This is a genomic window from Armatimonadota bacterium (assembly GCA_016789105.1).
In the GTDB taxonomy this organism is placed as follows: Bacteria; Armatimonadota; Fimbriimonadia; order Fimbriimonadales; family Fimbriimonadaceae; genus UphvI-Ar2.
In genome coordinates this window covers 128,045-139,785 of record JAEURN010000010.1, presented here as the reverse complement: position 1 = coordinate 139,785, position 11,741 = coordinate 128,045, and the positions used below count along the sequence as shown (strand labels likewise).

The following is an 11,741-nucleotide window of genomic DNA, read 5'->3' as shown; positions in this document are numbered from 1 at the left end:
TTAGGCCAAATGCTTCCGAGAAACGTCGACGACGAATGATTTTGCCAAGGTTGTCCGGCCGATGAGAACCCTCCGCAGCATTTTCTTACGAGAACTTAACGTAATCTCAATCACCTTTTCGACGCCGCCCAGCACCATCCGTGTCTTGACGACATAGCGGTTTTGCGCCCGGCCGGAACTGGAACGGACAGACGTCTTGCGGACGTAAGGGCAGACGACGTGCACCCACTTGTCAACGTGGTCGATGTGTTCCACGACATCGAATTCGAGCAAACCGTCTTCCCGTTCAGAAACGTTTTCCGCGTGGATGCTGCTGGTGCGGGCCCCGGTATCGATTTTGGCGATGATCGTGTCAATCCCCCAGTCCGGGAACGAGACGCGCTCCAGCCACCCGATCGTGATCAAGGCACTGGATTTGCGTGGCATGGGCTGCGATTTTGGCATATCGGCCCGAATGGATCAATCCTCTGGAGGGTGTGCCGCGTTAGAATAGGTGTATGTTGGCCGCACTCGTTTATGGGCTCGCCTTTGCTGGCAACCCCATCCAAAAGGACATCGTCTACCGCAATATCGGCGGGAACCAGGTGATGGCCGATTTCTATGCCCCCGAACTCCACAACCCTAAAGGGGATCCGTTCGTCATCGTCGTCCATGGCGGGGCATGGACAGGTGGAAAGCGGCAAGAGATGGCGATCTTGTGCGAGGCGCTGGCCAAAGCGGGGATTGCATCGGCTACCGTCGATTACCGTTTGGCGCCGCAAAGCAAGTGGCCCGCCCAAATCGACGACTGCCAAGCGGCTGTCCGCTATTTCCGCGCAAATGCCGCAAAATTCGGGCTAGACACCACCAAAATGGGGGCCGCCGGAGCAAGTGCCGGCGGGCATCTCTCCCTGTTGCTCGGGTTCACCGACACCCGGGATGCGAAAGACCCCGACAACCCTGGGCAATCGAGCCGAGTTCAATACGTGCTCAACCTCTTTGGCCCAACCGACCTCTCCAAGGATTTCGACCCCAACGTGGCGGCGCTCGTCAGCCTGCAAGTCACGGGTCAAAAATATGATCCGGCCAGCGAGTCGGTCAAATCGCTCAGCCCCATCAACTACGTCGATGGGAAATCGGCGGAGGTTTTCACCATCCATGGCCTTGCCGACACCCTTGTCCCGCCCAAACAGGCGCAGCGGTTGGATGAGGCGCTGGCGGCAGCAAAAGTTTTCCACGAGACTCGGTTGATCCCGGGAATGAAACACGAGTTCAACCCCGGCATCCCCGAATTTATGAAATCCGTCGAAGACGGCATCAGATTCCTAAGCGAGCGACTCAAAACGACTTCCGGAAAATTTGAAATTGCACGCACCGGGTGACATTCCGCCACCAGTTGCGGCACCAACCGTCCAAGGACGGGTTGAGAGCCTCGACGTTTTGCGCGGGGTGGCGATCCTGGGGATCCTCCTTGCCAACATCTGGTCGTTTGGTTTGGCTTCGTTCGGCTCTTCGTTTGGACCAGAAACCTGGGCGTTGCACACGAATTTCTGGGTGGAAGGCATCCGGGTTGCCTTGGTCACCGGCAAGATGCGGGGATTGCTCTGCTTGCTGTTCGGTGCCGGGATGTATCTGCAATACCAAAAGCTATCGGCGGCGGGGAAGTGGCCGGGGCTTTATGCCAGGCGGACCCTTTTCTTGTCGCTGATCGGCATCTTGCATATCGTGTTCCTGTGGTACGGGGACATCTTGCTTATGTATTCGCTCATCGCTTTTGGTGCGATCCTCTTTGCCCGGGTCAGGCCCAACTGGCTGGTCGTCCTTTCAAGCTTGAGCATGGCCTTTTCAATTTTGGTGGGTTGGTTGATTACGGTGAGCAACCTTGCGAGCGTTTCGGATGCGCCGGGCCGGCTCTACGACCGGTACTCTCCGGCCCGGGAGCTGCTCGTTTACGGCCACGGAACCTATCTGGAACAAATGCAGATGCGGGTGGAGCAGGCTGGGTTCATCTTGGCTTCGCTGCCGATCTTCATGTTTGAAATGGGCGGTTTGTTCCTTTTTGGGATGTGGATGGCTTCCCAAGGATTGTTTTCGCGGCCTTCCCAACGCAAACTGGCGACCACTTGGCTCCTTGCCGTGGGGGCTGTTGGGTTCATCCTTAACGTCGCCGCGGCATGGGGGGTTGCCCAATCCCAAAATGCTAGCTATGAATCTGTGATCGAGTTCGGGCTCAATGCCCCAATGGCGATCGGCATTGCCGTCCTGGGTTCCATTCTGTTGGAGCGTTGCCCATCTGGCCGCCTGGCAAAGCTCTTGTCCGCCCCTGGCCGCATGGCGTTGACTTGCTACCTCATGCAAAGCGCGATTTGTTGCACCCTGTTCTACAGCTGGGGGTTCGGGCTCATGAACAAGCTGGATTATTGGGCTTTGTACTTTGTGGTTTTTGGGGTTTGGGCGGCGAACATTGGGTTTGCTCATTTGTGGCTGCGCCGCCACACAATGGGCCCGGTCGAGTGGGCCTGGCGGGCCCTAGCCTATGGCCGGCGGCCCGCCCTCATTCGAACCGTCGGCGAACCGTAATCTTCGGCACGGGCACCAACGGGGAGTCCACGCGGACGGGGGCGTTCGCATTCTTGGACATGGCCGCCATGCGCAGTTCGGCGTCGCGGGCAAATTCGATGAATTGCTGCTCGAACTCGGCCCGCATATCTTCCATGTCGTCCAAGAGTTTTAGGATGATGTCCACCCCGGCAAGGTTCACGCCCAGGTCTTGCGTGAGCCGCTGGATCTGCTTGATTCGGGAGATGTCTTCTTCACTGTAGAGCCGGTTCTTGGCCCCGACGCGGGAAGGGGAGACCAGCCCGAGCTTTTCGTATTGCCGCAAAGTCTGGGGATGGATGCCACAGAGTCGGGCCGCCACCCCGATCATGAAAACGGGTTGCTGGGATTTCCTCATGCGCTGGCTTTGCCCCTCGATTTCCTGGCCGTTTCAAGGGCCCGTCGTTCCGCTGCGGAAAGGTCGGAAGGCACCGTGACTTTCACCCGGGCCAAAATGTCGCCTCCGGCGACCCCTTGGCCTTTGAGCCGGAAAACCCGGCCGCTCGAGGTTCCCGCTGGGATGGTGATGGTGCCGCTGGATCGCAGGGTCGGCACCCTGGCTTCACCCCCGAGGGCTGCATCTAGGTAATCGACTTCCACTTCGGTCTCCAAGTCGTTCCCCGATCTTTTGAAGACCGGGTGGGCGGCTTGCCGCACTTCTACGAAGAGGTCGCCGGCTTTGTTGTTGCTCCCCCGGCCGCCGCCGCCCGCCACACGCAGCTTCTTGCCATCGGCAATGCCCGCCGGAACTGTCACCTCAACCCGGCGCGACCGGGTTGTAGTCCCTTTTCCCTGGCAGTTGGGGCAGACCCCCAACCCGCGGTTGGTCAAGGTTACTTGTCCCGATCCATGGCACTGGGCGCAGGCGTCGCTGACATTGTAGGTGAGGGTTCTCTTCGTGCCCAAGTCCAGCTCTTCCAAAGAAACCGTCACCGCCTGGGTCACGTCGCTTGGGGCCACTTGTTGGGAGCGGGCCTGTTGGAAGGGGCCTCCGCCACGGCCCATGTTCTCGAACAACGATTCGAACACCGAGCCAAAGCCCCCGAAATCTTCAAAGTTCACTTGTTGGCCGCCAGACCCTGGGTTGAACCCGCCCGCTTGGATCCTTTCCCAATCGTCCCCGTAGAGGTCGTATTGCTTGCGCTTTTCTTCGTCGCCTAAGACTTCGTAGGCCTCGCTGATTTCCTTGAACTTCTTTTCCGCCGCCGCATCATTCGGGTTGAGGTCGGGGTGGTATTTCCGGGCAAGTTTGCGGTACGCGGATTTGATGTCTTTGTCGGATGCCTTTCGGTCAACCCCCAGCGTTTTGTAGTAATCCATGTTCAACTGGCCGGCTCAAAGAGTTGAGTCTGTTACACTAAAGTAGACAGCCGGCACAGCCAATTGGTTTCACTGATTTGCCAGAGGCCCAGGGGAAGTTGCGCAAGAATCAAACGCAAATGCCTCAAATACCGGTATTGAGGGCACGTGAGTCCACCAACTATTACCCTGTGCAACTAGCCAGTCTCGAAATACGCATGGCCCGGAGCGAGAACCTCCCTGTGCTCCCGCAGGCGGTGAGCGAGGTCATGAGGCTGGCGGATGACCCAAATTCCAACCAAAAGGAACTCGAAAAGGCGTTTGAGCAAGATCCGGCCATGACAGCCAAGATCTTGAAGGTGGCCAACAGTGCCTTTTACGGCGGGGTTAATGTGCCGACCATCGGCCGGGCAATCAGCTTTCTCGGCATGACCAGCATCCGGAGCCTGGTCGTCGGGATCAGTTTCCAACAACTCTCGTCGAGCCGTTCGGAATCCAAACAGTTCGACAAAATCGCCTTTTGGAGGCATTCGATTGCGTCGGCTGTCGCTTGCCGTGTCTTGGCAAAACTCAAGTTGCCGGCCAAAGGGGAAGAGCTATATTGCGCCGGCATGATGCATGACATCGGGCTCCTGGTCTTTGAACGGTTCGTCCCCACCGAATTCGATGCCGCCGTTGAGCTGAGCATCCGAACCGGAAAATCTTTGAAGGATGCCGAACAAGATGTCCTCGGGTTCGACCATGCCGAAGTTGGCGGACTATTGGCCGAACGCTGGAACCTGAACGAGATGATGCGCAATGCCATCCGTTACCACTTGGATCCCAAATCTGACCCGCAACACGGGGAGACGACTCAAATCGTCGCCAGCGCCGTGCAGATCGCCAACCTTGCCGGCTACCAGGGTTTGGGGGCCGTCCCGCCTGTCGATGTCCAAAAACTCGCCCGGGCCATCGGCCTGCCGGCCGAGCAAATCGCCATCATCCAGCAAGTCGTTGCGCAAGAAGTGGACAAAGTCCAACAGTCGTTCAACCTGGCCGCCTAGGAATTTTGCCAGGTTCTGCCTGAAAAGGGAACGCAACCCTCCTCTCCGCGGTTGAACCGGGCCAGAGGTAGAATCGCGTCGCATCCATGCTCTTCTCCAGAGCCAAGAGCCCCCGCGACCGATTCCAAAGTCTGGCCGAATCCGTGTATCCGTCCCTGTACGGAACCGCGCTCCGGCTGACCCGGGATCGGGAAGAAGCGGAAGACTTGGCCCAAGAGGCGATCGTCCGCGCCTATGAGGCGTTTGAACGGTTCGACGGCGAAAACTTCAAAGCGTGGATCTTGAGGATCCTCACCAACCTGTACATCAACAAGTACCGGCGGAGGAAGAGGTTTGGGAGCCCCATCTCATTGGATGACGATGAGAATGCCTACGAACCGGTGGGGCCGGCAGAAAACCTGCCCGACCGCCAGCTCTTTGACGAAATGGTGGGGGCCGAACTTGAAGCCGCTTTGGAAAAAGTGCCGGAGATTTTCCGGGTCGCGGTTCTCCTCAGCGACCTTGAAGGGCTCAGCTACGACGAAGTCGCCTTGGCAACCGATGTGCCGGTCGGCACCGTCCGGAGCCGAATTGCAAGAGGGCGGGCAATCCTCCGCCGGGAGTTGGAACGATATGCGCTCCAAGAGGGTTACATTAAACAGGAAAGCGAAACATGAGTCGAGAAGTTGAATTGATGCACGCCCTAGCAGACGGCGAACTTGCGCCGGGCGAAGAGGCAGAGGCACGTCAGCTCCTTGAAAGCAACGAAAAGCTGCGGGCCGAATTTGAATGGGCGCGCGCGATGAAGAGTTCTTTGGGAGCACATTGCCGGCCGGTGGCCAACGACGAAGGATGGAACAAGTGCGTCGAACGTCTTGAGGCCCTGGATCGCGTCAAGTCGACCGAATCATTTGTCGGCCGCTGGGCTTGGATGTTTTGCGGGGCTTTGCTCCTCATGATATTTGCCGGGGGCACGGTGAACCGCGTCCTTGGGTCGCGCACCGTTTCTAACACCCAAATCGCCGGGCTCCTTGACCCGGCGGCCGCGATGCCCCGAGGTGAAGCCCCCCGGGTCAAGGCCCTTGACTACGTCGACCTGTCCGAATTCCAACGCACAAGCGTCTCGGGAGGCTATCTCGATAACCGGCCGTTCTTACGCTATGGACTGCGCGACAAATATGGCCTTGGCGGACTCGCCATCCTGATGATTCAAGGTGCCGATCGGATCGAAGGGCTCGACAAAGCGACATCGAACCCCAATGTCAAGTCAGGCACGCTCAACAACACCAACTGCGTGTCCTGGTCTGTCCAAGGCAACACCTGCATCCTGTTCGGCGAACGGGACACCCAAGAGCTCACGGCCTACGCCGAAACCATGATGCGCTGACGATTTCCTTCATTTCCTTCCTCTCCAACCAAATGCGGCCCGGACCACCAATCCGGGCTCATTTCTTTGTTGGCTTATCGAATTTTGAAACTCGTGAGATTCTCAATTTCTTGGCAATCCCAGGGCATCCAAAGTGACTGGCAGATTTCATGATTCCCTCCCCAGGACTGGGGAGGGTTAGGGAGGGGTCGAATGGCACTGGCTCCGCCAGTGGCACCCTACTATTGCAAGTCCGGGCCATGTTTTGTGTTCCCCGGGGCGCCCAAATTGATTGGCGGCATTCCCATTCCCTCCCCAGGACTGGGGAGGGAATGGGAGGGGTCGAATGGCACTAGGCTCGTGGCAGTTGCGCTGATCCCAAAACGCCTCACCAGGCTCGACTCAAATCCTAGAACTCGAAATCGGCAACTAGAGGCGCGTGGTCGCTCGGCTTGTCTTTCTTGCGGGCATCCAAATCCACCCAGACCTTTTTGCAAGCCCGCTTGACGGCTGGAGAAGCGTAGATGTGGTCGATCCGCCATCCCAGGTTGCGCTGGACGCTGTTCGGTATCCGGAAATCGAAAAACGTGTAATGACCCGGCCCCGGGGTTTGGCGGCGGAAGCAGTCCGTCCAGCCCCACTCGACGATCCGTTTCAGGCGTTCAAATTCGTCCGGGTGATGGCCGACACCGCCCAAATGCCGTTCCGCTTCATAAACGTCGTCCGCCGTCGGGGCGATGTTGATATCCCCCAGCCAGACGACTTTGTCGTCTTTGCCGATCGTCTCCTCGCAATAGCGAGAAAACCGGTCCAGCCAGGCGAGCTTGTAATCCCACTTATCGGTGCCGACCTGGGTGCCATTTGGTACGTATGTGTCGATGAATTCGACCCCCTGGTAAACGGCGCGGATGATTCGGGCATCTTCTGGCATCGTGGGGTCACCAAAGCCGGTCTGGACATCCTCTAACGGCCCTTTGGTCAAAAAGCAGACGCCGTTGTAGCGGGGTTGCCCGTGAATCGTGATTTCATACCCCGTTGGCTCAAGTTCGGCAAATGGAAATTTCGCATCCTCGACTTTGGTCTCTTGAATCGCGACGAGATCCGGCTGGGCTTCCGCCAGCCATTCCAAAACCCGGGGGATCCGGGCCCGGATCGAGTTCACATTGAACGTCGCGATGCGCATCAGTCCAGGTTACCCAGGGGGGCACGAGTAGAATCCTGGAGTGGATGGCCGCATCAACCCGGAAGGGATCCCCCGCGACCAACTGGTTTGGGCCTTGGGGCAGGCCAGGATCGTCAAGGAGGCCGTGCGAACGGATATGTGCCTGCTATGCCGAGATCCAAAGGTCAACGAAGCCGGGCTGTGCAGCGTCTGTTGGACTTACCTCACCGCGGCAGAAACGGAGTTGGCCCTGAACTGGACATCCGGGGTGATGCCGGAGTGATCTGGCTGATCCCGGTCGCCTTGATTCTCGCAGCCTTCGGGCTCCTCGCCTGGCGTGCCTTCAACGGCAGACGGGAACCCGGATACCTGGCTCTGACCGAATACTGGCTTTACACCACTGGCACCAAACTCCCGGATCAAACCGAATTGATGGATCGGATGATTAGTGCAAACCCCCACAACCGTCCCGGAAAGGCGAGCATCGGGGCCAGGGAAGGCTTGCTCTTCACCGATGTCCGGGTTCATCTGGCGGTTGCGCTCAAAGACAAGAACCCGACCTTTTTCCGCCCTGACCTGTTCGAAGAAGGGGTTGAACCAACCAAGGAGATCTTGGAAAGATTGGCCAAATGCCCTGCCTTAGTCAAGGTGCGGTATGCCAGCGAGGCCCGGCTCAAGGACTTCCGGCATTTGCAATTTTTGCCCCATATGGTCGATGCCTTGGCTGAGAAAATGGGAGGCGAAGTCGTTTTCGACCATATCAGCGAGCGCATGACGACCGCCGGAGAATTCCGGGGGTTCCTGGAACAAAACAACAACGCGGAACGGCCAGATTTCCATCTGCGCATCGCGTGGATGTCGGATGAAGACGGGAGCTTTGCCCGGACATTCGGCCTCCGAAAAATCGGTTGGGACGAGCTCCGGACAGAACCCCAAGAAGACGATCGGCAGGTTTTGATGACTGGGCTGCTCACCCGGCTTGCCCACCACATCTTCCGGAATCCCGAGGATCCAGGCCCGTGGGAATTCGATGAGTACGGCGACGTTTTCATCTTGCAACTCGCCGGACGCGACCCGATCGGTCGCCGCGTCGGCATTGTCCGCCGGCAGGTGGTCTCATGAAGCCAATCCGACTCATCCCCTGCCTGGACATCAAGGCGGGCCGGGTTGTGAAAGGGACGAACTTCGTCGAAATCCGCGATGCCGGCGACCCGGTGGAACTTGCACGGTTCTATGCTGCGCAAGGGGCCGACGAATTGGTTTTCCTCGACATCACCGCCACCCACGAAGGCCGTCCGGCCGTCATCGACCTGGCAAGGCAGGTGGCCGAAAATGTCTTCATTCCTTTCACGGTGGGGGGCGGCTTGAAAATCGTAGACGATATCCGGGCGGCATTGTTTGCCGGGGCCGATAAGGTTAGTTTGAACTCAGCAGCCGTCGCAAACCCGGAATTGGTGCAAGAAGCGGCGCAGATATTCGGTTCCCAATGTGTCGTCGCCGCCATCGATGCCAAGCGGTCAGGTGACCGGTGGCATGTGTTCACCCACGGCGGGCGGCACGACACTGGCCTGGACGCCATTGACTGGGCCATCGAATTGGTTGCACGCGGGGCGGGCGAAATCCTGCTCACTTCGATGGATGGCGACGGCACCCGGTCCGGCTACGACCTGAAGCTCACGGAAGCCGTATCCAATGCTGTCGAAGTCCCGGTCATTGCCAGCGGCGGGGCTGGGAATGCCGGCCACTTGGTTGAGGCGGTCACCGTTGGCAAAGCCGACGCGGTTTTGCTGGCGGGCATCCTCCACGACGGCATGGCCCAGATTTCCGAACTCAAGTCGTTCATGGCGGAATCCGGGCTGGCAATCCGGCCGGTTTAGCCGCCGATGGTGGCGTTTGAAACGGTGACCGTGCCCGGGGCAGCAGTCGAAAATGTCACCAGGATGTCGCCGTCGCTTTGCGGATTGACCAAAAAGATGCGCCGCCCACCTGGTTCCTCCATCTGCGAGGCCGGCAGGATCCGGCCGTCCGGATTATAGAAGGCCAACTCCGCCCGGGATGTCCCGGTCACCGCCAAGTAGAAGAACTGCCCTTTTTTAGCGGGGATCAGCCGCAAAGCAGGCCTGTCGGCTCCAAGTTCAAACGTTTCGCCGCTCCGATATTGGCTGGGGAAAGTCAAGTGCTTCTCGATTGAAAACGCGCCGCCCCCGCCGTTGCCATAAGATCCCACCCGCAAAATGTATGTGCCAGGCCTGGTGACCAGCATCTGGAACTTGGGGTCGGGCGAATCGCCATTGTCGTCCTGGTTGGCAATGGCATTCCCATCGGCGTCAAGCAGAGAGATATTCATGTCGAACACGGCACTGGTGGACGATAGATCCAACAACACCCCCAAGGGCAGATCGAACTTGTAGTAGAGGTTTTCGCCGATCGGGAGCGAATCGGACTGTGTTTCCGGCTGCCACGCCCGGGAGAACTCCGAGATTGAAAATCGGAAAGCCTGGGGTTGAAAGCCGGTGTGGGCCACGATGGCTTCATAAACCCCGGACGCCCGGACGAAATACGTTCCGGCATTCGAGTTCTTCGAGATCCCCGGCAAGGAGCCAAACGGGTTCACGGACTTCGGGTCATCCAGCTTGACCGGGCGGAAAGCCACTTGGAACCCCGACCGCCCCGGTCCGGCCTGGGTGCGCAACAAAGCCCCGGCGGCCGCGTGAAAGCGGTATGCCATTTGTTGGCTGCGCGCCAATTCCCCAGAAACCTCGCCATTAACGGCAAGTTCTTGGAACTTGACCGGCACCGCATCGATGGTGAACCCCCGGTAACCAGACCGGGGGATGAACACATAGATCTCTTGGTCGATGGGTGATGTGTAGGTGAACCGGCCACCCATTCCAAATGTCATCGCATCCGCCTCGTTGGCCAGGCGCTCGCCAGTTGAGTCGTATCCGGAAGGCACCTGGTTGCCCGAACCGTAGGTGGCGATCACGGTCGGCGTGTCTTTTTTGATCGGGATCGCCCTCCACACCGGGTCGATGCCGCTGAAATCCGCCGACGCCGAGCCGCCTTCCAAGAGGGGGGCGTGGAACCGCTTGAGGCTGATCCGGAACGGGCCGCCGGCTGCCCCCTTGAACCCCGAGACGGTCAGCTTGTATGTCCCGTCGGCTTTGAACCGGAAGATCACACGGGATCGTTGGTCGCCTTCGCGGATGTCGTCGTTTTCCACGAGTTTCTTGCCATCCGGGGCGACTAACGCGACCGCGGGGTCAAAGGCACCGCTTTCCACCACGGCCAAGATCATATCGTCGGCCTTGGCCTCGACCTTGAGCTCGCTGCTTTGGCCAGGTGTCAGGATCATGTCGAAGTCTTGCGTCTGCCCATCGTTGGCCGTGCCGACGGCCCCGCCTTGCCCGCCTTGGGCAAAGCTCAGGCATGCGCAGAGAAGGAGGATGGTGGCGGGGAAAGCCCTCATGGCAGCTTAGATGCCAAATGATCGAGTTCGTTACACATTATCTAAAATGTAACATTTACCATTTTGTGCGCGTCACAACCAAGTTTGGTGGGAGTGGTGGGAATCGAACCCACGACCAAGAGATTATGAGCCTCCTGCTCTAACCGCTGAGCTACACTCCCGGGTCGGCGAGGGCGAGTCTACCTCGGCGGGGTTGCTTTCACGGCGAACAACCAATCGGGAAACTTGACCCCCTTGGCCTTGATCCGGATGGTATCGACGGCCGTCGTTGGCGGGCGGAACCCGCCAAACCCGGGTTGCGGGACGGAGATCGAAACCGATTTGTCTTTGAGGAGGGTCACCGTGACTTTGGTTCCCGAAACATGGGTGAACTCAACCGCCCCAGGATTGTCTTTCACCGGGATGACATCCTTTTTCAGATCCACAAATGTGCCGATATCCCCCACTGGGGCGAGGAGCGAAACGGCGACCCCTCCGTAAGAATCCGTGTTAGGATTCTCGGAGCGGGCACCCCAAGATTTCGGCAGTGCCACCAAAGACTGGTTCCCGTCGCCATCGATCTCTGCCATGGCCTTGGGAGTCAAGATAAAACCCAAGTTGTCCCCAAAATAACCGCAATAGTCGTACCGGAGCCGGGAATGTTTCTCCCGGTAGACCACGTAATCGCCGTCGAATTCTCCGCTGAACTCGCGGCGGCCAGTGAGGATCGATGTGTCGCCATCCTGCAAAACCGCCATGGCTTCTTTAAGCGTTGCGAGCCCGCTTTGGTCGGGTTTTTCTTGGATGCAAGCCAAGATGGCGAAGGTCGCGATGGCAGGCGTCATCGGCAAAGATGATACGCCTTTT

General features: G+C 58.6%; 14 protein-coding genes and 1 tRNA gene. 8 read left to right on the top strand and 7 right to left on the bottom strand.

The genetic code is table 11. From position 1 onward, the window contains the following. Positions 1 to 426: an ATP-dependent zinc protease gene (locus JNM28_12355; GenBank protein MBL8069233.1), complete on the bottom strand. Its 426-nt coding sequence runs from the start codon at positions 424 to 426 to the stop codon at positions 1 to 3. A 71-nt stretch (positions 427 to 497) separates the two neighbouring features. Here JNM28_12355 and JNM28_12350 point away from each other — a divergent pair, with 71 nt between their 5' ends. Next, a complete protein-coding gene (locus tag JNM28_12350; protein ID MBL8069232.1) occupies positions 498 to 1,361 on the top strand; it encodes an alpha/beta hydrolase in 864 nt (287 codons plus the stop codon). Next, entirely contained in the window at positions 1,345 to 2,559 is a 1,215-nt protein-coding gene (locus tag JNM28_12345) for a DUF418 domain-containing protein (GenBank protein MBL8069231.1), read from the top strand. The genes JNM28_12350 and JNM28_12345 overlap by 17 nt, the downstream gene beginning before the upstream one ends. Here the strand turns inward: JNM28_12345 and JNM28_12340 are convergent. Together JNM28_12340 and JNM28_12335 are read right to left on the bottom strand one after the other, a co-directional pair. Then, positions 2,534 to 2,935, bottom strand: coding sequence for a helix-turn-helix transcriptional regulator (locus JNM28_12340; protein ID MBL8069230.1), 402 nt, complete (start codon positions 2,933 to 2,935; stop codon positions 2,534 to 2,536). The two genes, JNM28_12345 and JNM28_12340, sit on opposite strands and share 26 nt — an antisense overlap. Further along, positions 2,932 to 3,897 carry a J domain-containing protein gene (locus tag JNM28_12335; GenBank protein MBL8069229.1) on the bottom strand — a complete coding sequence of 322 codons (966 nt, stop codon included), beginning with the start codon at positions 3,895 to 3,897 and terminating at the stop codon, positions 2,932 to 2,934. The genes JNM28_12340 and JNM28_12335 overlap by 4 nt, the downstream gene beginning before the upstream one ends. Positions 3,898 to 4,094: 197 nt before the next feature. Between JNM28_12335 and JNM28_12330 the strand changes: the two genes are divergently transcribed. The 3 genes from JNM28_12330 (at position 4,095) to JNM28_12320 (ending at position 6,285) form a co-directional block, all read left to right on the top strand. Then, positions 4,095 to 4,919 carry an HDOD domain-containing protein gene (locus JNM28_12330; protein MBL8069228.1) on the top strand — a complete coding sequence of 275 codons (825 nt, stop codon included), beginning with the start codon at positions 4,095 to 4,097 and terminating at the stop codon, positions 4,917 to 4,919. Positions 4,920 to 5,005: 86 nt separating this feature from the next. Next, complete coding sequence (locus JNM28_12325) at positions 5,006 to 5,575, top strand: sigma-70 family RNA polymerase sigma factor (protein ID MBL8069227.1); 570 nt, start codon at positions 5,006 to 5,008, stop codon at positions 5,573 to 5,575. Then, a complete protein-coding gene (locus tag JNM28_12320; protein MBL8069226.1) occupies positions 5,572 to 6,285 on the top strand; it encodes a hypothetical protein in 714 nt (237 codons plus the stop codon). Before JNM28_12325 ends, JNM28_12320 begins: the two co-directional genes overlap by 4 nt. 388 nt (positions 6,286 to 6,673) lie before the next feature. On the opposite strand, the gene xth is transcribed toward JNM28_12320, so the two are convergent. Next, positions 6,674 to 7,447 carry an exodeoxyribonuclease III gene (xth, locus tag JNM28_12315; protein ID MBL8069225.1) on the bottom strand — a complete coding sequence of 258 codons (774 nt, stop codon included), beginning with the start codon at positions 7,445 to 7,447 and terminating at the stop codon, positions 6,674 to 6,676. 40 nt (positions 7,448 to 7,487) lie between these two features. Here xth and JNM28_12310 point away from each other — a divergent pair, with 40 nt between their 5' ends. From JNM28_12310 to hisF, 3 genes are read left to right on the top strand one after another with little or no spacing between them, the layout of a single operon-like run. Continuing rightward, positions 7,488 to 7,709, top strand: a complete 222-nt coding sequence (locus JNM28_12310) for a hypothetical protein (protein MBL8069224.1) — start codon at positions 7,488 to 7,490, stop codon at positions 7,707 to 7,709. Next, positions 7,706 to 8,548, top strand: coding sequence for a hypothetical protein (locus JNM28_12305; GenBank protein MBL8069223.1), 843 nt, complete (start codon positions 7,706 to 7,708; stop codon positions 8,546 to 8,548). The genes JNM28_12310 and JNM28_12305 overlap by 4 nt, the downstream gene beginning before the upstream one ends. Then, entirely contained in the window at positions 8,545 to 9,303 is a 759-nt protein-coding gene (gene hisF, locus JNM28_12300) for an imidazole glycerol phosphate synthase subunit HisF (protein MBL8069222.1), read from the top strand. The genes JNM28_12305 and hisF overlap by 4 nt, the downstream gene beginning before the upstream one ends. On the opposite strand, the gene JNM28_12295 is transcribed toward hisF, so the two are convergent. The 3 genes from JNM28_12295 to JNM28_12285 all read right to left on the bottom strand — a co-directional run bounded on the left by JNM28_12295 (position 9,300) and on the right by JNM28_12285 (position 11,719). Next, complete coding sequence (locus JNM28_12295; protein MBL8069221.1) at positions 9,300 to 10,895, bottom strand: PPC domain-containing protein; 1,596 nt, start codon at positions 10,893 to 10,895, stop codon at positions 9,300 to 9,302. The two genes, hisF and JNM28_12295, sit on opposite strands and share 4 nt — an antisense overlap. 85 nt (positions 10,896 to 10,980) lie before the next feature. After that, positions 10,981 to 11,056: transfer RNA gene (locus JNM28_12290), tRNA-Ile, on the bottom strand. 18 nt (positions 11,057 to 11,074) lie between these two features. After that, positions 11,075 to 11,719: a hypothetical protein gene (locus tag JNM28_12285; GenBank protein ID MBL8069220.1), complete on the bottom strand. Its 645-nt coding sequence runs from the start codon at positions 11,717 to 11,719 to the stop codon at positions 11,075 to 11,077. Between the last annotated feature and the right edge of the window lie 22 nt (positions 11,720 to 11,741).